19 protein-coding genes are annotated in these 20,052 nt (G+C 68.5%); 7 read left to right on the top strand and 12 right to left on the bottom strand.

Going from position 1 to position 20,052, the window contains the following annotated elements:
- Positions 1-333: 333 nt before the first annotated feature.
- The 5 genes from mctP to AB0I18_RS12160 form a co-directional block, all read right to left on the bottom strand.
- Positions 334-1,962, bottom strand: coding sequence for a monocarboxylate uptake permease MctP (gene mctP / locus AB0I18_RS12180; protein ID WP_363105332.1), 1,629 nt, complete (start codon positions 1,960-1,962; stop codon positions 334-336).
- A complete protein-coding gene (locus AB0I18_RS12175) occupies positions 1,959-2,255 on the bottom strand; it encodes a DUF3311 domain-containing protein (RefSeq protein WP_363105331.1) in 297 nt (98 codons plus the stop codon). Before AB0I18_RS12175 ends, mctP begins: the two co-directional genes overlap by 4 nt.
- Positions 2,256-2,389: 134 nt before the next feature.
- Positions 2,390-2,590, bottom strand: coding sequence for a YbdD/YjiX family protein (locus AB0I18_RS12170; protein WP_363105330.1), 201 nt, complete (start codon positions 2,588-2,590; stop codon positions 2,390-2,392).
- On the bottom strand, positions 2,562-4,649 hold the full coding sequence (locus tag AB0I18_RS12165; protein WP_363105329.1) for a carbon starvation CstA family protein: 2,088 nt from the start codon (positions 4,647-4,649) through the stop codon (positions 2,562-2,564). The genes AB0I18_RS12170 and AB0I18_RS12165 overlap by 29 nt, the downstream gene beginning before the upstream one ends.
- A gap of 391 nt (positions 4,650-5,040) precedes the next feature.
- Positions 5,041-5,805 (bottom strand): GntR family transcriptional regulator, encoded by a 765-nt coding sequence (locus tag AB0I18_RS12160; RefSeq protein WP_363105328.1) that lies wholly within the window; start codon positions 5,803-5,805, stop codon positions 5,041-5,043.
- Positions 5,806-6,150: 345 nt separating this feature from the next.
- On the opposite strand from AB0I18_RS12160, the gene AB0I18_RS12155 reads away from it, so the two are divergent.
- From AB0I18_RS12155 to AB0I18_RS12140, 4 genes are all read left to right on the top strand, one after another.
- Complete coding sequence (locus AB0I18_RS12155) at positions 6,151-7,428, top strand: extracellular solute-binding protein (RefSeq protein ID WP_363105327.1); 1,278 nt, start codon at positions 6,151-6,153, stop codon at positions 7,426-7,428.
- Positions 7,429-7,528: 100 nt separating this feature from the next.
- Positions 7,529-8,527 carry a sugar ABC transporter permease gene (locus AB0I18_RS12150; RefSeq protein WP_363105326.1) on the top strand — a complete coding sequence of 333 codons (999 nt, stop codon included), beginning with the start codon at positions 7,529-7,531 and terminating at the stop codon, positions 8,525-8,527.
- Entirely contained in the window at positions 8,524-9,354 is an 831-nt protein-coding gene (locus AB0I18_RS12145; RefSeq protein WP_363105325.1) for a carbohydrate ABC transporter permease, read from the top strand. Before AB0I18_RS12150 ends, AB0I18_RS12145 begins: the two co-directional genes overlap by 4 nt.
- Before the next feature lie 9 nt (positions 9,355-9,363).
- The gene (locus AB0I18_RS12140) at positions 9,364-10,968 is read left to right on the top strand and encodes a glycoside hydrolase family 3 protein (RefSeq protein WP_363105324.1); all 1,605 of its coding nucleotides are present in this window, start codon (positions 9,364-9,366) and stop codon (positions 10,966-10,968) included.
- A gap of 236 nt (positions 10,969-11,204) precedes the next feature.
- Here AB0I18_RS12140 and nagB read toward each other — a convergent pair whose 3' ends face one another.
- Positions 11,205-11,990 (bottom strand): glucosamine-6-phosphate deaminase, encoded by a 786-nt coding sequence (nagB, locus tag AB0I18_RS12135; RefSeq protein ID WP_363105323.1) that lies wholly within the window; start codon positions 11,988-11,990, stop codon positions 11,205-11,207.
- Between the two features lie 174 nt (positions 11,991-12,164).
- Positions 12,165-12,917, bottom strand: a complete 753-nt coding sequence (locus AB0I18_RS12130) for an SDR family oxidoreductase (RefSeq protein ID WP_363105322.1) — start codon at positions 12,915-12,917, stop codon at positions 12,165-12,167.
- Positions 12,918-13,013: 96 nt separating this feature from the next.
- Here AB0I18_RS12130 and AB0I18_RS12125 point away from each other — a divergent pair, with 96 nt between their 5' ends.
- Positions 13,014-13,646 carry a TetR/AcrR family transcriptional regulator gene (locus tag AB0I18_RS12125; protein ID WP_363105321.1) on the top strand — a complete coding sequence of 211 codons (633 nt, stop codon included), beginning with the start codon at positions 13,014-13,016 and terminating at the stop codon, positions 13,644-13,646.
- A 474-nt stretch (positions 13,647-14,120) separates the two neighbouring features.
- Positions 14,121-15,587 carry a PAS domain-containing sensor histidine kinase gene (locus tag AB0I18_RS12120; RefSeq protein WP_363105341.1) on the top strand — a complete coding sequence of 489 codons (1,467 nt, stop codon included), beginning with the start codon at positions 14,121-14,123 and terminating at the stop codon, positions 15,585-15,587.
- Positions 15,588-15,851: 264 nt separating this feature from the next.
- Here the strand turns inward: AB0I18_RS12120 and AB0I18_RS12115 are convergent, their stop codons facing one another.
- Both AB0I18_RS12115 and AB0I18_RS12110 read right to left on the bottom strand, forming a co-directional pair.
- Positions 15,852-16,109 carry a WhiB family transcriptional regulator gene (locus AB0I18_RS12115; RefSeq protein WP_016639615.1) on the bottom strand — a complete coding sequence of 86 codons (258 nt, stop codon included), beginning with the start codon at positions 16,107-16,109 and terminating at the stop codon, positions 15,852-15,854.
- 318 nt (positions 16,110-16,427) lie between these two features.
- A complete protein-coding gene (locus tag AB0I18_RS12110) occupies positions 16,428-17,396 on the bottom strand; it encodes a diacylglycerol kinase family protein (RefSeq protein ID WP_363105320.1) in 969 nt (322 codons plus the stop codon).
- A 114-nt stretch (positions 17,397-17,510) separates the two neighbouring features.
- Here AB0I18_RS12110 and AB0I18_RS12105 point away from each other — a divergent pair, with 114 nt between their 5' ends.
- Positions 17,511-17,960 carry a hypothetical protein gene (locus tag AB0I18_RS12105; protein ID WP_363105319.1) on the top strand — a complete coding sequence of 150 codons (450 nt, stop codon included), beginning with the start codon at positions 17,511-17,513 and terminating at the stop codon, positions 17,958-17,960.
- A 39-nt stretch (positions 17,961-17,999) separates the two neighbouring features.
- On the opposite strand, the gene AB0I18_RS12100 is transcribed toward AB0I18_RS12105, so the two are convergent.
- From AB0I18_RS12100 to AB0I18_RS12090, 3 genes are all read right to left on the bottom strand, one after another.
- Complete coding sequence (locus tag AB0I18_RS12100) at positions 18,000-19,103, bottom strand: RNA polymerase sigma factor SigF (RefSeq protein ID WP_363105318.1); 1,104 nt, start codon at positions 19,101-19,103, stop codon at positions 18,000-18,002.
- Complete coding sequence (locus tag AB0I18_RS12095) at positions 19,100-19,513, bottom strand: anti-sigma regulatory factor (RefSeq protein ID WP_055512819.1); 414 nt, start codon at positions 19,511-19,513, stop codon at positions 19,100-19,102. Before AB0I18_RS12095 ends, AB0I18_RS12100 begins: the two co-directional genes overlap by 4 nt.
- A 264-nt stretch (positions 19,514-19,777) precedes the next feature.
- Positions 19,778-20,038, bottom strand: a complete 261-nt coding sequence (locus AB0I18_RS12090) for a UBP-type zinc finger domain-containing protein (protein ID WP_363105317.1) — start codon at positions 20,036-20,038, stop codon at positions 19,778-19,780.
- Positions 20,039-20,052: the final 14 nt, after the last annotated feature.

Raw genomic sequence — 20,052 nt, 5'->3', positions numbered from 1 at the left:
AGACCCCCGCTGATCGGCCTGAACGGCCTCGTCCTCAAACGCCGGACGGGCTGGAGGTGCGCGGGCTGGGCTGGGGGAGGTGCGGGCGGGATGGGGGTGCCTGGGCGGGCTGGGGTGCGCGGACTGGCTGGGTGCGCGAGCGGGTTGGGTGCGCGGGCGAGCTGGGGGTGCGCGAGCGGGTTGGGTGCGCGGGCTGGCTGGGGTGCGTGGACGGGTGGGTGCGCGGGCGGACGGGCGGGCTGGAGGGCAGGGCGCAGCCCGCCCTCCAGGGGCGCGGGGAACTGCGCGACCAGCCCCCACTCACCCGCACCCGACAACGCACCCCCCGGGGGGCTAGTGCGCCGCCCCCGCAGTCGCCGGAGGCAACTCCACCTGCACACCCTTGTCGCCCGCGTCCGCCGTGTAGTCCTCCGGGGACGTCTCGTCGATGCCGTCGGGCGCCTTCATCGCCCGCAGGACGAAGGTCAGCACGACCGTCACGACCACGTTCAGCACGAACGCGGTCAGACCGATGTACCCGATCTCCCCGATCCCGGGGATCTCCTTCGAAGAGCCGCCGAAGTGCTTCTGGCTCGGCGAAGCCACCCCGTACGCGGCGAGCGTGCCGTACAGCATGCCGACCGCCCACCCGGCGAGCAGCGCCCAGCGGTGGAACCAGCGGGTGAACAGGCCCCCGACCAGCGCCGGGAAGGTCTGCAGGATCCAGATGCCGCCCAGCAGCTGGAAGTTGATGGCGACCGTCTTGTCCATGGTCAGGACGAAGACCAGCGCACCCACCTTCACCAGGAGCGAGACCAGCTTGGAGACCTTGGTCTCCTGGGCGGGCGTCGCGTCGGGCTTGATGAAGTCCTTGTAGATGTTGCGGGTGAAGAGGTTCGCCGCCGCGATCGACATGATCGCCGCCGGGACCAGCGCACCGATGCCGATCGCCGCGAAGGCCACCCCCGCGAACCAGTCAGGGAACATGGTCTCGAAGAGCTGCGGGATCGCCAACTGGCCGTTCTGGACCTTGATTCCGGCCGCGATCGCCATGAAGCCGAGCAGCGCGAGCAGGCCCAGCATCAGCGAGTACAGCGGCAGGATGGTCGTGTTGCGGCGGATCACCTCACGGCTGCGGCTGGACAGCGTCGCCGTGATCGAGTGCGGGTACATGAACAGGGCGAGCGCCGAGCCGAGGGCCAGGGTCGCGTACGTCCACTGGCCCGCCTCACCAGGGGCCAGCGCTCCACGCGGCGCGCCGGTCGCCGGGTTGGGCTCGGCGAACGCCTCGCCCGCCTTGGCGAAGATCACGTCGAAGCCGCCCAGCTTGATCGGGATATAGATGATGGCGACGGCGATGACGATGTAGATCAGCGTGTCTTTCACGAACGCGATCAGAGCCGGCGCGCGCAGACCCGACGAGTACGTGTACGCGGCCAGCACACCGAAGGCGATGAGCAGCGGCAGGTCCTTGACGAACCAGTTGGTGTCCTCGCCGCCGCCCAGGCCCATCACGTCAAGGACGGCCTGGATGCCGACCAGTTGGAGCGCGATGTACGGCATCGTGGCGAGGATGCCGGTCACCGCGACGGCCAGCGACAGGCCCTTCGAGCCGAAGCGGCCGCGCACGAAGTCCGAGGTCGTCACGTACCCGTGCTTGTGCGACACCGACCAGAGGCGGGGGAGGAAGGTGAAGATCAGCGGGTACACGAGGATCGTGTACGGAACGGCGAAGAAGCCCGCCGCGCCCGCCGCGTAGATCGCCGCCGGGACCGCCACGAAGGTGTAAGCCGTGTAGAGGTCGCCGCCGAGCAGGAACCAGGTGACCCAGGTGCCGAACGACCGTCCGCCCAGGCCCCATTCGTCGAGGCTGTCCTCGTTCGCGGCCCGGCGCCAGCGCGAGGCCAGGAAGCCCAGGATCGTGACGGCCAGGAAGAAGAAGATGAAGACGGCGAGTGCCACGCCGTTCACGCCGTCCTTCATGCGGACGCGCCCCCGTTCTGTGCCTTGCGGGCGCGCTGGTCACGGTTCCACAGTTTGTACGCGATCATCGTGAGCGCGGTCGAGATGAACACCCAGAGCATCTGGTACCAGTAGAAGAACGGGATGCCGATGAAGGCCGGGTCGACCTTCGCGTACGACCCCACCCAGAGCATCGCCACGAACGGCGCGATCAGACAGAGGGCGATCACCACGCGGACCGGTGTCACCACCGGGGGCGTCACCACCGGTGGTTTCACTTCTGGCGCACTTGGCGCGTCCGGTACTTCTGACATAACGCGGCTCCGTCCCCTCGTTGACCTCACTGATCACCTGCGCAACGCGCAGGAAATCTAAGGGACAGTTCCGCTTTATGGAACCCCTATCCGCATAGCGGAGTCGATCTTTCGCTCAGCGGTGTCCGGGCCGTTCAACAGCAACGGAAGCCCTGCCGGGGGTCCTCCTCCTGGCGGTCCGTACGCATCCGCTCGAACTCGCGGCGCGACGGCACGGACGCGTCCGGGTGGTCCTTGCGGGCATGCGCGACATAGCGGTCGTACGCCGATTCGTCGGTGAGTTCCCGTACGTACCAGCGCACGCCCCTAACTGCCCGGTGCAGCGCCGATCGCATCGCGCTCCTCCTCCTTCTCCTCCTTGGTCGGGATCAGCCCGGCCGGAGCGACGATCTTCGACTCGACGTACGGCGCCTCGCTGAGCGTGGAGAGCGCGGGACGGCGTACATGCCGGACGCACACCCTTGCCGCGTCCACGATCACGACGACGATGAGGACGGCCAGGACCGCCGAAAGGACGCCGTCAACCGTGGAGTTGGTGACGATGGTGTGCATGTCGTCCATGCTCTTGGCGGGCGCGATGACCTCGCCCCGGTCGATACCGTCCTGGTAGACCGAGCGCTGCTTGAAGAAGCCGACGCGCGGGTCGCTGGAGAACACCTTCTGCCAGCTCGCCGTCAGCGTCACCGTGGCGTCCCAGAGGAGCGGAATCCCGGTGATCCAGGCCCACTTGAGGCGTCCGGACTTCACGAGCAGCGTGGTGCAGACGGCCAGGGCGACGGCCGCGAGCAACTGGTTGGAGATGCCGAAGATCGGGAACAGCTGGTTGATTCCGCCGAGCGGTTCGTGGACGCCCACCCAGAGGAAGTACCCCCACAGGCCGCACACGATCCCGCTCGTGATGACCAGACCCGGCTTCCAGCTCACGTTCTTGAAGGGTTTGTAGAGATTGCCCAGGGTGTCCTGGAGCATGAAGCGGCCGACCCGGGTTCCCGCGTCGAGCGCGGTCAGGATGAACAGCGCCTCAAACATGATCGCGAAGTGGTACCAGAACGCCCGCAGACTGTCCCCGGTCACCTTGGAGAAGATCTCCGACACGCCGATCGCGAGCGTGGGCGCGCCGCCGGTCCGCGACAGCAGGGACGCCTCCTCGACGTTCTTCGCCGCGTCCGCCAGTTCCTTCGGGGTGATCTGGTAGCCCCAACTCCCCACCACCTGCGAGGCGTTCTGGACCGTGTCCCCGATGACACCGGCCGGCGCGTTCATCGCGAAGTACAGGCCCGGGTCGATGACGGACGCCGCGATCAGCGCCATGACCGCCACGGACGACTCCATGAGCATGGAGCCGTAGCCGATCATCCGGACCTGCGTCTCCTTCTGGATCATCTTCGGCGTAGTGCCCGAGGAGATCAGCGAGTGGAAGCCGGACAGGGCCCCGCACGCGATGGTGATGAAGACGAACGGGAAGAGCGAGCCCGCGAAGACCGGCCCGTCGCCGCGCCCGGCGAAGTCGGTGACCGGGTCCATCTTCAGCGTCGGCAGCGTGACGACGACACCGATCGCCAGCAGCCCGATGGTGCCGATCTTCATGAACGTGGAGAGGTAGTCGCGGGGCGCGAGCAGCATCCACACGGGCAGGATCGACGCGATGAAGCCGTACGCCACCAGCCAGATGACCAGCGTCGAGGGCGCGAGAGTGAACGTGTCGGCCCACGACGACTCGGCGACCCAGCGCCCGGCGACCAGCGCGAACAGCAGCAGCGCCACGCCGATCAACGAGACCTCGGTGACCCGTCCGGGCCGCAGCACCCGCAGGTAGAAGCCCATCAGCAGGGCGATCGGGACCGTCATCGCGATGGAGAAGGTGCCCCACGGAGACTCCGCGAGCGCGTTGACGATGACCAGCGCGAGCACCCCGAGCAGGATGATCATGATGGCGAACGCGGCGAGCAGGGCGGCCGCGCCGCCGAACGGCCCGATCTCCTCGCGCGCCATCTGCCCGAGCGACCGCCCGTCCCGCCGGGTGGAGAAGAACAGGACGACCATGTCCTGGACCGCCCCCGCGAAGATCACGCCGACAATGATCCAGATGGTGCCGGGCAGGTACCCCATCTGTGCGGCCAGTACCGGCCCCACCAGCGGGCCCGCGCCCGCGATCGCCGCGAAGTGGTGACCGAGCAGCACCCGCCGGTCGGTGGGGTGGAAGTCGATGCCGTTGTTGAGCCGCTCGGCGGGAGTGGCCCGGGTCTTGTCGACCTTGAGCACCTTGTACGCGATGAACTTCGAGTAGAAGCGATAGGCGATGGCGTACGAGCCGAGGGCGGCCGCCACCATCCAGGCGGCCGAGACCTCCTCGCCCCGGGAGAGCGCCAGTACGGACCAGCCGGCGGCGCTCACCAGCGCGACAAGGGTCCAGATGACGATGGTTCGTGGACTTGCCTTACGAGGGCCTTGCGGGGATGCCGTCTGAGGGGCGTCGGTGCGCACAGGTCGTCCTCCCGTCCATGGGTGACGGGAGGACCGTAGAACAGGAAGAGGACCAGCGCTACACCACGTGCACCAGTCGGTGTGCGCTCCGCGAACTCCCTTGCCCTGGGGGGCGCTTGGGCCGGTGGGCATCGTGCGAGCGCGTCGTGGCTGATCGCGCAGTTCCCCGCGCCCCTGAAAGACGGGGCTGCGCCCCTGATCTTTCGTCTTGGGGGGGGCGGTAGCCCCTTGCTTTTAAGGGGCGCGGGGAACTGCGCGACAAGCCACGACGCACCCGCAGCCGCCCACCGACCTCTCAGCCCTATTCAGTGGGCCTCTTCAACCGCGCAACGAACTTGTACCGGTCCCCCCGATACACCGACCGCACCCACTCCACCGGCAACCCACCCTTGTCCAACGAATGCCGGGACAACATCAACATCGGCAACCCCACATCCGTACCGAGCAACCCCGCCTCCCGAGGAGTCGCCAACGACGTCTCGATCGTCTCCTCGGCCTCGGCGAGATGAACGTCGTACACCTCGGCCAACGCGGTGTACAGAGACGTGTACTTGACGAGGCTGCGCCGAAGCGCGGGAAACCGCTTCGCGGACAGATGCGTCGTCTCGATCGCCATCGGCTCCCCGCTCGCGAGCCGAAGCCGCTCGATCCGCAGCACGCGCCCACCCGTGGTGATGTCGAGCAGCTCGGCAAGCGTGTCGTCGGCGGTGATGTAGCCGATGTCCAGGAGCTGCGAGGTGGGTTCGAGACCCTGCGCCCTCATGTCCTCGGTGTACGAGGTGAGTTGGAGCGCCTGCGACACCTTCGGCTTGGCGACGAACGTGCCCTTGCCCTGGATGCGCTCCAGGCGGCCCTCGACGACCAGCTCCTGGAGGGCCTGACGCACGGTCGTGCGCGAGGTGTCGAACTCGGCGGCGAGGGTGCGCTCGGGGGGTACCGAAGTGCCTGGCGGCAGCGTCTCCGTCATGTCGAGCAGGTGCTTCTTGAGGCGGTAGTACTTGGGCACGCGCGCGGTACGGATGGGGGCCCCACCCTCGTTCTCCGCACTGCTGACGTCGGTGCTCATGCTCTGCCTTCCCGGCTCCGGATGCCGAAGCGGCCGACGTGCGCGTCGGCCACGGCTCACATCGTGGCACGGCTTGCGGTGCGAGTGTCCTCCCGCACGCTCCGTGATCCCCTCTGTATACCCGCGGGGCCCGTTTTGGTCTAGTCCACCGCGTCGAAGTGGTCCACCCGGGGTCGACGGGCCGCACCTGGTCTTTTTGCCACCTTCCTGCTTAAAGGTTCTTGCATATGTAGTTCCCATAACGGACTTCTGGACGGGTCTGCTCACCCTTGACACCCCTCTAGGTCTAGGCCAAGCTCCGCCTACTGGTCTACACCACTGAGGGCCAGGCGAGGAGGGGTGGACATGAAGCGCAAGCTCATCGCGGCCGTCGGCGTCGCGGGCATGTTGATGTCGGTCGCGGCCTGTGGCGGCGACGACGGTGGCAGTGGCGAGAAGACGGGGGCCGACGGTTTCAAGGGCGAGACCCTGACCGTCTGGGCCATGGACGGCTCGACGCCTCCCGGCTGGACCAAGGACCTGACCGCCGCCTTCGAGAAGAAGACCGGCGCCACGCTGAAGTTCGAGACCCAGAAGTGGGAAGGCATCCAGCAGAAGATCACCACCGCCCTCTCCGAGTCGACCCCGCCGGACGTCATCGAGGTCGGCAACACCCAGACCCCCGCGTACGCGGCCACCGGCGGCCTCGCCGACCTGAGCGACCTCAAGACCACCATCGGCGCCGACTGGTCCGAGAACCTCAACGAGTCCGCGGTGTACGAGGGCAAGCAGTACGCGGCGCCCTGGTACTTCGCCAACCGCGTCGTCATCTACAACAAGAAGGTCTGGGCCGACGCCGGCCTCAAGGGCACCCCGAAGACCCGCGCCGAGTTCTTCGATGCCCTGGAGACCATCGACGAGAAGACCAAGGCGGAGCCGATCTACCTGCCCGGCCAGAACTGGTACTTCTTCGACGGCCTGACCATCGGACAGGGCGCCGACCTGGTGAAGAAGGAGGGGGACAAGTACGTCTCCAACCTCTCCGACCCCAAGGTGGGCGCGGCCATGGAGATCTACAAGAAGTACCAGTCGTACTCCGAGGCCCCCAAGGACAAGGACGAGGCGACCCCGCAGCAGGCCGAGGTCTTCGCCAAGGGCAACGTCGGCGCCATCGTCGGCATGGGCTGGGAGGCCGGCACGGCGATCGCCGCCAACAAGAAGATCGAGAAGGACATCGGCTACTTCACCATCCCCGGTGAGACCGCCGACAAGCCCGAGGGTGTCTTCCTCGGCGGCTCCAACCTCGCGGTGGCCGCCGGCAGCAAGAAGCAGGAACTCGCCAAGGAGTTCCTGAAGATGGCCCTGAACGACAAGTTCGAGGGCGCGCTCGCCAAGGAGAACGGCGTCATCCCGAACAAGGAGTCGCTCAACTCCGTGCTGGCCGGCAACGTCGTCGCCGAGGCCGCCGCCCCGGCCGCCGCGCAGGGCGGCACCACGCCGCTGATCCCCGAGTGGGCAGCCGTGGAGAACACCCCGAACCCGATCAAGACGTACATGACCGCGGTTCTGAAGGGCAAGTCGCCCGCCGAGGCCGCCAAGCAGGTCGAGGCCGAGATCAACAAGCGGCTCGCGCAGAGCAGTTGATCCCCTCGCTCCGGGGAGACGGGCCACCGTCTCCCCGGAGCGCACCTGCAAGTGCGATTGCAAGTGCCAGTGCGATCCGGAGAGATGGCGAGCATCGAGCATGTCAGTGCAGACCGAACGCGCGGACAGGGGCCCGGAAGGGGCCGCGGCGCCCGGTGTCCGTAAGACCGACGACCCGCCCACACCGGGCGACGGGCGCACGAAGAAACCCGGCGGCGCCTCAGCCCCGTACCTCCTTCTGCTCCCCGCCCTGCTGGCCACCCTCGTGCTGCTCGGCTGGCCGCTGGTCAAGAACGGCGTGCTGTCGTTCCAGAACCTCAACCCGCGCCAGCTGATCCTGCACCTCACCGAGTGGAACGGGTTCGACAACTACCAGGAGGTCCTGAGCAGTTCGGACTTCTGGAAGGTCGTCCAGCGGACGGTCGTCTTCACCGCCGTCAACGTCGTCCTCATCATGGTGCTCGGCACCCTCGTCGGCCTGCTCCTTGCCCGGCTCGGCAAGCGCATGCGGCTGCTCCTGCTGCTCGGCCTCGTACTCGCCTGGGCCATGCCGGTGATCGCCGCGACGACCGTCTACCAGTGGCTGTTCGCCCAGCGCTTCGGCGTCGTCAACTGGCTGCTCGCCAAGGCCGGTTGGTCGTCGATGGCCGACTACAACTGGTTCGGCACCCAGTTCTCCACCTTCTCCGTGATCATCCTGCTGATCGTCTGGCAGTCCATCCCGTTCGTGGCGATCAACCTGTACGCCGCCACGACCACCATCCCGAAAGAGCTGTACGAGGCCGCCTCGATCGACGGGGCCGGTACCTGGAAGAGCTTCACCTCCGTGACCTTCCCGTTCCTGCGGCCGTTCCTGTGGGCGACGACCTTCCTGGAGGTCATCTGGGTCTTCAAGGCGTTCCCGCAGATCTTCGCGATGAACGCCGGCGGCCCCGACCGGCTCACCGAGACCCTGCCGATCTACGCGTTCGTCGAGGGCCCCGGCAACCAGCACTACGGAATGGGCGCGGCCATCTCGTTCCTGACGATCCTCATCCTGCTCGGCCTGACGTTCTACTACCTGCGTACGGTTCTCAAGCAAGAGGAGGACGAGCTGTGAAGCGCTCCCTGACGGCCCGGCTGTGGCCCAACGTGACGGCGGTCGTCCTCTTCGTCGTCTTCGCGTTCCCCGTCTACTGGATGTTCGCGACCTCGCTGAAGCCGACCGGCGACATCATCGCCGACGACCCGGTCTTCCTGCCGACGGACATCACCTTCGACCACTTCCAACGGGCCGTCGGCGCCGACCACTTCTGGACGCTCGTCGGCAACTCACTGACGGTGACCGTCCTTTCGGTGGTCTTCTCCCTCGTCATCGCGCTGCTCGCGTCCTTCGCGCTGGCCCGGATGCGGTTCAAGGGGCGGCGCGGCTTCATCCTGACCTTCATGATCGCGCAGATGGCCCCCTGGGAGGTCATGGTCATCGCGATCTACATGATCGTGCGGGACGCCGACCTGCTCAACAGCCTCGTCCCGCTCACCGCCTTCTACATGATCATGGTGCTGCCCTTCACGATCCTGACGCTGCGCGGGTATGTGGCCGCCGTGCCGAAGGAACTGGAGGAGTCGGCGATGGTGGACGGCTGCACGCGTACGCAGGCCTTCGTGAAGGTCATCTTCCCGCTGCTCGCACCGGGGTTGATGGCGACCTCGCTCTTCGGCTTCATCACGGCGTGGAACGAGTTCCCGCTGGTCCTGATCCTCAACAAGGACATCGAGCACCAGACGCTCCCGCTGTGGCTCTCCGGCTTCCAGACGACGTTCGGCGACGACTGGGGCGCCACGATGGCGGCTGCCTCGCTCTTCGCCATTCCGATCCTGGTCCTCTTCGTCTTCCTCCAGCGCAAGGCCGTCAGCGGACTCACCTCCGGCGCGGTGAAGGGATAACGCCCCCCGATGACCACCATTGCCTCCGGCACTTCCGGTACGGACACGCTGACCCGTGACGCGCTCGCCGTCCTGCAGCCCGGCTTCACCGGGACCTCGGCTCCCTCCTGGCTGCTGCGGCGGCTGGGCGAGGGCCTCGCCTCCGTCGGCCTGTTCGGCCGCAACATCGCCTCACCCGCCCAACTGAATGCCCTGACCGCTCAGTTGCGCGCCGAGCGCGACGACGTACTGGTCGCCATCGACGAGGAGGGCGGTGACGTGACGCGCCTGGAGGTGCGTACGGGATCCTCCTTCCCCGGCAACCACGCGCTGGGCGCGGTGGACGACGTCGCGCTGACCGAGGCGGTGGCTCGTGAACTGGGCCGCCGACTGGCCGTCTGCGGCGTGAACCTCAACTGGGCCCCGTCCGCTGACATCAACTCCGACCCCGACAACCCCGTCATCGGCGTACGGTCCTTCGGCGCCGACACCTCACTGGTCGCCCGGCACACGGCCGCGTACGTCTCAGGCCTTCAGTCCGCCGGGGTCGCCGCCTGCACCAAGCACTTCCCGGGCCACGGCGACACGGCGGTCGACTCCCACCACTCCCTCCCACGCATCGACGCGGACCTCTCGGTCCTTCAGGCCCGCGAACTGGCCCCGTTCCGGGCGGCCATCGAGGCCGGCACCCGCGCCGTCATGAGCGCGCACATCCTGGTCCCGGCCCTCGACCCGGACCGCCCCGCGACCCTCTCACCGCGCATCCTCACCGAGCTGCTCCGCGAGGAACTGGGCTACGACGGCCTGATCGTCACCGACGGCATGGAGATGCAGGCCATCGCGGGTACCTACGGCATCGAGCGAGGCAGCGTCCTCGCGATCGCCGCCGGCGCCGACGCCATCTGTGTGGGCGGGGGACTCGCCGACGACGCCACGATCCTCCGGCTCCGCGACGCACTGGTGGCAGCGGTCCGCTCGGGCGACCTCCCGGAGCAACGCCTGGCGGACGCGGCAACCCGAGTACGGGCACTCGCCTCCTGGACGGCTTCGACAAGGCCCGGGCGGCCTGCGGTGGACGACGCCTCGGGCGCGGGCGCGGTTTCGCCTCCGGGGCCGGGGCCGGGGCCGGGGCCGGGGTGGGAGGCGGAGTCGGTCGGGAGCTCGGTCGGACGCTCGCGCGCAGCGGCCGGTGCCGACGTCGGTCTGGTCGCGGCCCGACGCGCCCTGACCGTCACTCGCGCGGAGCGCTTCGTGCCGGTCACCGAGGCGCCGTACGTCGCCGCCTTCACCCCCGTCGCCAACATCGCCGTCGGTGACGAGACCCCGTGGGGGGTCGCCGCCGAACTGCGACGCATGCTGCCGGGCACGGAGACCGGGAGCTTCGCGGGGGAGCGGGCGGGCGCCGAGGCGCTCACGGCCGCGGGCCCCCGGCGTGTCGTCGCCGTCGTCCGAGACATCCACCGCCACGCCTGGATGGCCGAGGCGCTCGACACCCTGCTCGCCGCCCGCCCCGACACGGTCGTGGTCGAGATGGGCGTGCCGCAGTCCCCGCCCCGGGGCGCCCTGCACATCGCCACGCACGGCGCGGCCCGCGTCTGCGGCCTGGCGGCGGCGGAGGTCATCGCCGGGACGTGACCGGAACGCGAGCCTATGAGCCGCGCCCACGCCCGCGGAGGCGAGCCGCGCGCTCACCGAGACGCAGATGCCGGGTCCATCACGGGGGGACCCGGCATCTGCGTACGGCTTGGAGCGCCCGCTTGGAGCGCCTCGCCTGGAACGCCTGGCCCAGATGTCCGGGCCGGAGCGCCCGGCCCACCTCCGACTACAACGCGTTCCCCCTGAATTCCTTGAGCCCCTCGAACCCCCGGCCCTTAAATCCCCTGCCACGCCGGCTTGTTGGCGTACGTGTGCCGGAAGTAGTCCGCGAGCTTCAGCTTGGAGGCGGCCGCCTCGTCCACGACGACCGTGGCGTGCGGGTGCAGTTGAAGCGCCGAGGCCGGGCACACCGCGGCGACGGGCCCCTCGACCGTCGCAGCCACCGCGTCCGCCTTGCCCTCACCCGTGGCGAGCAGCACCAGATGCCGTGCCTCCAGAATCGTCCCGATCCCCTGGGTGATCACGTGGTGCGGCACCTGCTCGATGTCGCCCTCGAAGAACCGCGCGTTGTCGACGCGGGTCTGCTCGGTCAGCGTCTTGATCCGCGTACGCGAGGCGAGCGAAGAGCACGGCTCGTTGAACCCGATGTGCCCGTCGGTCCCGATCCCCAGCAACTGAAGGTCCACGCCCCCGGCCGCGGCCAGCGCCCTGTCGTACGCCTCGCACGCGCCCCGCACGTCCTCGGCGGTCCCGTCGGGTCCCATGAACGCGTCCACGTTCAGCCCCAGTGGCTCCAGGACCTCCCGTCGGAGCACGGACCGGTAGGACTCGGGATGCTCGGCCGGCAGCCCCACGTACTCGTCGAGCTGCGCGACCCTCGCCCGCGTGGCGTCCACGGCCCCGGAACGGACCTTCGCGGCCAGCGCCTCGTAGATGGGCAGCGGCGTCGACCCGGTGGCCACCCCGAGCAGAGCGTCGGGCTTTAGCCGGAGCAACTCCGCCATGGCCTCGGCTATGAGCTCGCCACCCGCTGTGGCGTCCGAAACGATGACAACTTCCACGCTGGGCCTGCCGTTCTGAAGGGAAACTCAACTCAACGGAACATGTGGTATAGACCAATCTAGCAGAGTCAGACTGCCCCGTCGCGTTGAATCCCCTGTGTACACAGGCTTCCGGCCGGCCGACACATTGCGGAATACGAGCGTCCGGCAAGAGGCGGCAGAGGTGGGACGGGGCTACGTCAGCGAGCCTCCTGTCGCGTCCATCCAGTGCCCGGTCACCCATCGGCCCTCGTCCGAGGCGAGGAACGCCACCACGTCGGCGACGTCCGCCGGTGTGCCCACCCTGCCCAGCGCCGAATATGCCGCGGCACCCGCCCACGCCTCGTCGCTCGATCGCAGCCAGTCGGACGTGTTGTCGGTGTCGATGATCCCGGGGGCGACCGTGTTCACCGTTATGCCGCGAGGGCCCAGCACCTTCGACAGGTCACGCGTGAAGATGTCCAGAGCGCCCTTCGTCATCGAGTACGCCATCAGGTGGGGCATCGCGGCGCTGCGTGCGAGGCCCGAGGAGATGTTGATGACCCGCCCGTCGTCACGCAGCCGGGAAGCGCCGAGCTTGGTGATGAAGTGCGGCGCCTTCACGTTCACCGCGAAGACCCGGTCGTACTCCGTCTCGTCGATCTCGTCGAACGGCTGCGACGTACCGATCCCGGCGTTGTTCACCAGGATGTCCAGGCCGTCCGCGTGCCGGTCGAACGCCTCCCACAGTGCCTCCGCGTCTCCCGGCGTCCCCAGTTCCACCCCCAGGACGAAGGCCGACCCGCCCGCCGCCTCGATCCGGGCGGCCGTCTCCTTCGCCGCCGCCTCATTGCTGCCGTAGTGCACGGCCACCCGCGCGCCGTCCCGCCCGAGCCGCTCGGCTATGCCCCGCCCGATGCCCCTGCTGCCACCCGTGACGAGTGCCGTCCTGCCCGTGAGCACACCCATGTCGACGCCCCTTCAGATTTCCCTAACGGTCGCTACAGAAAAAACCGTACAACAACCCACCGACATTTCTCTAGCACCCGCTATAAAATCCATCCCATGGTGAGCAGGCAGCAGACCGGACCGGAGTCCGAGACCGGGCAGCGAGGGCGCGGCCGCCCCCGCTCCTTCGACCGCGAGACCGCGCTGGAGAAGGCGATCCTCGCCTTCTGGGAGCACGGCTACGAGGCGACCTCCGTCTCCGACCTCACCAAGGTCATGGGCATCGGCGCCCCCAGCCTCTACGCGGCCTTCGGCGACAAGCGCTCGCTCTTCGACGAGGTCGTGCAGGTGTACGGCGTGAGGTACGGCTCGTTCGGCGACCGCGCCTTCGCCGAGGAGCCGACGGTCCGTGCGGGGGTGGAGCGGTTGCTGCGCGAGGCGGCGGCCGAGTACACCGAGCCCGGCCGGCCGCACGGCTGCCTGGTCGTCCATGCGGCCACCAACTGCACCACCCCCGAGGTGGAGGAGTCCCTCCGCGGGCGGCGCAACGCCACCATCGCCACCATCGAGAGCCGGATAAGAGCGAGTGTCGCCGCAGGTGAGCTGCCCGCGGGTACCGACGCGGCGGCCCTGGCCCGGCACACCGGAGCCATGATCCAGGGCATGTCCCAGCAGGCCCGCGACGGAGCCACCAAGGGCGAACTGGAGGCGCTCGCCGAACTGGCCATGGGAATCTGGCCCCGCGCGTGAACCGACCGGGGCTAGGCTGCGTGGTGGATGTAGGACGTGAGTTGTTCGATAAAGAGACAACAACAAACATCCGCCAACGCATGGACAGGCGAGAGTGGTCTAGTCCAGAATGCGTAGATAGCTTGAGAATGCAACTGAATGATCGGCGGCAGGACCAAGCGAGCCGAACGACCAGAACAAGCTGAAACGATCAAGCCTCCGTCTTCCCCGCACAGGAAGACGGACCGAGGAACCGGCGCTCTCTGCCCTGACTGCTCCGGCTCCTCATCCTTCGGCCGACCGGGACCGCACACCCCGCGGCCGATGTTGCTCCGGGCTGCGGTGCCGGGAGGGTCGAGGGTCCCTCCCAGGCGCCGCGGCCCGCGGGTGTCTCAGCGGCCGGAAGGCCCGGAGCCCGCAGAGCCCCAAGGGTCCGGAAGCCGCTGATTTCGGGCCATGTCCGAACTCCCAGGTACGCTCGCACACGTGCCCTCCATGAACGATCTCGTCCGCCAGCACACCGCCCTCGGTCCCTCCGACCTCGAGTGGCTGCATCTGCTGGTCTCGGAGTGGCAGCTGCTCTCCGACCTCTCCTTCGCCGACCTCGTCCTGTGGGTCCCCACGCGCGACGGCACCCGCTATGTCTCGGTCGCCCAGATGCGGCCCAACACGGGTCCCACCTCGTACCAGGACGACATGGTCGGCCACCTCGTCCCGCGCGGCCGCCGGCCCATGCTGGACATCGCCCTGGACGAGGGCCGGATCGTGCGCGAGGGCGACCCGGAGTGGCGCGAGGAGGTCCCGGTCCGGGTCGAGTCCATTCCCGTACGCAGGGAAGGACGCGTCCTGGGCGTCATCGCCCGCAACACCAACCTGCTCACCGTGCGCACGCCCTCGCGGCTCGAACTCACCTATCTGCAGAGCGCGTCCGACCTCGCCCAGATGATCGCGGCGGGCTCCTTCCCGTTCCCCGACCAGCAGGTGGACATGGACGCCTCGCCGCGGGTGGGCGACGGCCTAATCCGGCTGGACGCGGACGGCGTCGTCCAGTACGCGTCGCCGAACGCGCTGTCGGCGTACCACCGCCTGGGCCTCGCCGCCGACCTGGTCGGCCACCACCTCGGCAAGACCACCGCCGAACTCGCCCCGTCCAGGGGCCCGGTGGACGAGGCGCTGGCCAAGGTCGCCAGCGGCTGGGCACCCCGCGAGTTCGAGATCGAGAGCAACGACGGCGTCATCCAGCTGCGCGCCATCCCGCTCAAACCCAAGGGAACCCGCGTCGGTTCGCTCGTACTCCTGCGCGATGTCACCGAACTGCGGCGCCGTGAAAGAGAGTTGATCACCAAGGACGCGACCATCCGGGAGATCCACCACCGGGTGAAGAACAACCTCCAGACGGTCGCGGCCCTGCTGCGCCTCCAGGCCCGCCGCATCGACTCGGAGAGCGGCCGCGAGGCCCTCGAAGAGGCCGTGCGCCGGGTCGGCTCGATCGCGATCGTGCACGAGACGCTGTCCCAGAACCTGGACGAGCGCGTGGAGTTCGACGAGATCGCCGACCGGGTGCTCGCCATGGTCGCCGAGATCTCGCCGGGCAAGGTCACGGGCCGGCGCACGGGCCGCTTCGGCATACTCGACGCGGAGGTCGCGACCCCGCTCTCCATGGTCCTGACCGAAATCCTCCAGAACGCGCTGGAGCACGGCTTCCGCGAGGGCGACCGGGGCACGGTCGAGGTGTCCGCGGTCCGCGGCGACTCCACCAAGGAGTCCCGCCTGCTGGTCACCGTCCAGGACAACGGGGTGGGCCTGCCCGCGGGCTTCGACCCGCACCGCTCGGGCAACCTGGGCCTGCAGATCGTACGGACCCTGGTGGAAGGCGAGTTGGGCGGCACCTTCGACATGGTCCCGGCCCCGGAGCGCGGTACGCAGGTCGTCCTGGACATTCCGGTGCGGGCCCACAAGTAACCCGCACAATTACTCCACCATCGCCCGAACACGGAGCGTAGTCACCGCGGTTGGGGCGGCCCCTCGCGAGCGCCGGTCGGCCCACTCGGCGAACGCGTGACCATGCGACCGCAAACAGCAATGAGCCCCGGCCACTTGGTGGTGGTCCGGGGCTCATTCATGCTCATTGTGATGCGCATCGGGGGTACTGCGCGCTGCGGCTCGGGGGCGGGAGATGCGTACTCGCTGTACGCGCCGCCAAGCTCAGGCTTGTGGGGCGGGTTGTCAGGCGGAGGCCTGACGGGCCCGGTTGCGGGCGGCGCGACGCTTCATGGCACGGCGCTCGTCCTCGCTGAGACCACCCCAGACGCCGGAGTCCTGGCCGGACTCGAGCGCCCACTGCAGGCACTGCTCCATAACGGGGCAGCGACGACAGACGGCCTTGGCTTCCTCGATCTGCAGCAGCGCAGGACCGGTGTTGCCGATGGGGAAGAAGAGCTCGGGGTCTTCCTCGCGGCAAACGGCGTTGTGACGCCAGTCCATGGCTGCTACCTCTCCTTGGTATTACATGCACGTTGCTTGTGAATGTGAACGCTTTCACGAATCCCTCAACAAGTGAAGGGCCGACCGCCAGACGGACTGGCGTGGTCCTGTGATTTGAGGAGGGGTTCCGGCGCTCTGTGGGGGCGATGTTGCGGCCCGTCCCGAGCGCCACGTAGAGACTCGCAAACCTCAGCGGCGGATACAACCCCTACCGGAAAGTTTTTTTTGATTCCTCGGTGTCGACTAGGTCACAGCCGTACTTCCATGGGGTGGATCCTGGCCTAAACGTTCGAGTGGAAGGACTTTAGCCCGTTCCGCTCACACAATCACACGCAGTGCACGGCGAACGCCTGTGAACGCCACGCTCGTACGCAGTCCGAGGTGGTCGCCGTCCATCTGCAGGGGGAGCGGGACCTTCGAATGCAAGGTGAAGTCCGTCAGATCGTGCAGGGAGGTGGCGTGCTTGCCCTGGGGTCCGTGTTCGGGGGACGAAGTGAGCAACTGGGTGCCATACCGGACAACCGCGGCGGTCGACATGCGGCTGAGACCGAGTACGTCGAGGCCGGTATCGAACGAGGCCTTAGGTGAGGCGTACACCGGGCGATTGCCCAGATACGTCCACGGAGAGGTGTTGCAGACTATGGACAGCACCAAATCGGTCACCGGGTCGACGCCGGGCTGTTCCAGGGTGATGGTTCCGTGGCGGCGATGGGTCTCCCCGAAGAACTGGCGCATCGCCTGGCGCAGGTAGAGGGAGTGCGTGGAGCGTTTGCCGCGCTCGCGGTGCTGCTCGACCCGGCCGACCACGCCCGCGTCGAAGCCGAGGCCCGCGTTGAAGGTGAACCAGCGGGCGGGGACGCCCTCGTCCTCGCTGCCCGGGGTGCCCGCGGCGAGGCCAAGGCCCACCGTGCGCTCCCGGCCCTCGCGCAGCGCGTCCAGGAGGGCGCCCGTCGCCTCCACCGCGTCGTTGGGCAGTCCCAGAGCGCGCGCGAAGACGTTGGTGGAGCCGCCGGGGACGACCGCGAGGCCCGGCAGGCGGTCGAGGTCGGGGCCGTTGTGCAGCAGTCCGTTCACGACCTCGTTGACCGTGCCGTCGCCGCCGAGGGCCACGACCAGTTCTATGTCCTTGCTCTCCGCGGCCTGCCGGCCGAGGTCTCTGGCGTGCCCGCGGTACTCGGTGGTGACCGCTTCCAGCTTCATCTCGCTCGCCAGCGCGTGGATCAGGACGTCACGCGTGCGTGCGCTGGTGGTGGTTGCCGCCGGATTGACCACAAGAAGTGCACGCATGCGATGCAGCGTACCTACCGTGCGGTACTCGGCCCATACCGAGGTGAGGATCAGGTGAGAGTGCGGAGCCCCCGGGGGCGTGGGCGGACGGAACGCGAGGGCTACCCTTCAAAGGTGAGCTCTGAGCGGAATCCCACCCCCGACAGCCCTGACGCCGGACCCCGCCCCGGGCGGCTGACCGCAGCGGCGGCGCTGGCCGCGCTGGAAGGGCTCGCCCTGGTCGCCGGCGGCCTCTACATCCTCGTGAGGGGCCTCACGGGCCACCCGGACGACCGCGGCCAGGCCGTCACCGGGGGTGTGACGCTGATCGTGCTCGCGCTGCTGCCGCTGCTGGCCGCGCGTGGGCTGCTGCTGCGGCGCGGCTGGAGCCGGGGGCCGGCGATCATCACGCAGATCATGGCGCTGCCCGTCGCGTACAACCTGCTCCAGGCCGACAGCATGGCCATTCCCGGTGGGATCGCTCTGGCGGTGGTGGCGGTCGCGGCGTTGGTGTTGATCGTGAATCCGGAGACGACCCGGGCGTTGGGGATCACCGGGCCCGGTGGGGTACGGGAACCGAAGTAGACCGAGCAGGCCCGCGCCCGATACAGGGCGCGGAGCCTGTTACTCCTCCACCAGCAGCTTTTCGCGGAGCTGGGCCAGCGTTCGGGCCAGCAGGCGGGAGACGTGCATCTGGGAGATGCCGACCTCCTGGGCGATCTGGGACTGCGTCATGTTGGCGAAGAAGCGCAGCAGCAGGATGCGCTTCTCCCGGGGCGGCAGGTCCTCGAGGAGCGGCTTGAGGGACTCGCGGTACTCGACGCCCTCCAGCGCCTCGTCCTCGGATCCCAGCGTGTCCGCCACCGCCGGGGACTCGTCGTCCGTGTCGGGGACGTCCAGGGACAGCGTGGAGTACGCGTTGGCCGACTCCAGGCCCTCCAGGACCTCCTCCTCCGAGATGGCCAGTTTCTCGGCCAGCTCGTGCACGGTGGGGGAGCGGCCGTGCTGCTGCGAGAGCTCCGCGGTCGCCGTGGTGAGCGCGAGGCGCAGCTCCTGCAGACGGCGCGGCACCCGGACCGCCCAGCCCTTGTCCCGGAAGTGCCGTTTGATCTCACCGACCACCGTCGGTGTCGCGTAGGTCGAGAACTCGACGCCGCGCTCCGGGTCGAAGCGGTCGACCGACTTGATCAGACCGATGGTGGCGACCTGCGTGAGGTCGTCGAGCGGCTCACCGCGGTTGCGGAAGCGGCGCGCGAGATGCTCGACGAGCGGCAGGTGCATCCGGACCAGCTGGTTGCGCAGCTCCGCGTACTCGGCGCTGCCGTCCGGCAGCTTGCGCAGCTCGATGAACTTGGCCCGTGCGCCGCTGCGGTCGTGGGGGTCGTGCCGTGCGCCCGCGCGCCCGCTGTCGGCATTCCGTTCGTGTTCGTGCTGCTGCTCGCTCATCAGTCCCGCCCGTCGCCCGTCACGGCCGGAGAGCGCCTCGCGCTCGTCCTTGTCGATCGGCCCTTCCTGCTGAGGCCCCGCGGCCGCCGAGGACTGCTCCTCGGGGTGCGGCCGGGCCTGCTGCTCGGGGATGCCGTCGACGCCCTCCGCCAGGCGCCGCGGCCCGCTCAGGCCGTCCTCACCCACTCTCGACTGCGCTCGAACGGGGGAACCCCCGTCCTCGGCGGGAAGTTCCCGTGTGCCGCGCTCTTCGTCCCGCACCGGCCCGTCCCCGTTCCTCACGCCGGCCCGGGTCCCGCGCCGCGCTGTTTGTAGAGGCTGATCGAAACGGTTTTGTCGTCGGCCACCGAGGAGGACACCTTGCCCGCGAGGGCCGACAGCACGGTCCAGGCGAAGGTGTCCCGCGCGGGGGCGTGGCCGTCCGTCGTGGGCGCCGAGACCGTCACCTCCAGCGAGTCGTCGATCAGACGGAAGACACAGCTCAGCACTGAGCCCGGCACGGCCTGCTGCAGCAGAATCGCGCAGGCCTCGTCGACAGCGATGCGCAGGTCCTCGATCTCGTCGAGGGTGAAGTCCAAACGCGCCGCGAGGCCGGCCGTGGCCGTGCGCAGCACCGACAGATAGGCGCCCGCAGCCGGCAGCCGGACTTCGACGAAGTCCTGGGTCGCGGGCTCGCCTGCGATCTGGGACACCCTCACCTCCAAGGTGGTACAAGCTCTTTCGGGGGCCGAGGGTCGCCCCCCGGGGTAACGCGCAACGTGGTTCAGCGGTGACGCTATCGCGCTCTCAGGTTTTCTGTCCCCGGGACCCCAACCCCTTGCTGTCACTCATAGTAAACCTATGTATACGCACAGTGGCTAGGGGTCTGCGGGCCCAATTGGGAAGAGCGCGCGCCGGGTTGACGTACCCAGGCGTCAGACGGTCGAACCGTCGAGGCCGACGGTCAGAAGACAGTGTCACACCAGTACGTGGTCGACGAAGCACCAGCGCCAACTCTCCCCGGGCTCGAAAGACCGCATCACCGGATGTCCCGTGTCCTTGAAGTGCTCTGTCGCGTGCCGCATCGGCGACGTGTCGCAGCAGCCGACGTGACCGCACACCACACACAGGCGAAGCTGCACCGGGTGCGTGCCCGCCGCCAGACACTCCAGGCAGGTTTCACTCAGCGGTGCCGGTTCCGGGTCCGGCAGCGCGTCGGCGTGCGTGCACTGTTTCATGATTGCCAGATTAC

Origin of the sequence: Streptomyces sp. NPDC050704, assembly GCF_040654355.1 — a bacterium.
GTDB lineage: Bacteria > Actinomycetota > Actinomycetes > Streptomycetales > Streptomycetaceae > Streptomyces.
Note: the sequence above shows the minus strand (reverse complement) of the source record. Positions and strands in the feature narration are given on the sequence as shown.

Bases quoted from the DNA above. Each gene is read 5' to 3' on its own strand.
- AB0I18_RS12175 (WP_363105331.1), bottom strand. From the start codon at position 2,255: ATGTCAGAAGTACCGGACGCGCCAAGTGCGCCAGAAGTGAAACCACCG.
- AB0I18_RS12130 (WP_363105322.1), bottom strand. From the start codon at position 12,917: ATGGGTGTGCTCACGGGCAGGACGGCACTCGTCACGGGTGGCAGCAGG.
- AB0I18_RS12150 (WP_363105326.1), top strand. From the start codon at position 7,529: ATGTCAGTGCAGACCGAACGCGCGGACAGGGGCCCGGAAGGGGCCGCG.
- AB0I18_RS12170 (WP_363105330.1), bottom strand. From the start codon at position 2,590: ATGCGATCGGCGCTGCACCGGGCAGTTAGGGGCGTGCGCTGGTACGTA.
- AB0I18_RS12160 (WP_363105328.1), bottom strand. From the start codon at position 5,805: ATGAGCACCGACGTCAGCAGTGCGGAGAACGAGGGTGGGGCCCCCATC.
- AB0I18_RS12115 (WP_016639615.1), bottom strand. From the start codon at position 16,109: ATGGACTGGCGTCACAACGCCGTTTGCCGCGAGGAAGACCCCGAGCTC.
- mctP (WP_363105332.1), bottom strand. From the start codon at position 1,962: ATGAAGGACGGCGTGAACGGCGTGGCACTCGCCGTCTTCATCTTCTTC.
- AB0I18_RS12155 (WP_363105327.1), top strand. From the start codon at position 6,151: ATGAAGCGCAAGCTCATCGCGGCCGTCGGCGTCGCGGGCATGTTGATG.
- AB0I18_RS12120 (WP_363105341.1), top strand. From the start codon at position 14,121: ATGAACGATCTCGTCCGCCAGCACACCGCCCTCGGTCCCTCCGACCTC.
- AB0I18_RS12090 (WP_363105317.1), bottom strand. From the start codon at position 20,038: ATGAAACAGTGCACGCACGCCGACGCGCTGCCGGACCCGGAACCGGCA.
- AB0I18_RS12140 (WP_363105324.1), top strand. From the start codon at position 9,364: ATGACCACCATTGCCTCCGGCACTTCCGGTACGGACACGCTGACCCGT.
- AB0I18_RS12125 (WP_363105321.1), top strand. From the start codon at position 13,014: ATGGTGAGCAGGCAGCAGACCGGACCGGAGTCCGAGACCGGGCAGCGA.
- AB0I18_RS12110 (WP_363105320.1), bottom strand. From the start codon at position 17,396: ATGCGTGCACTTCTTGTGGTCAATCCGGCGGCAACCACCACCAGCGCA.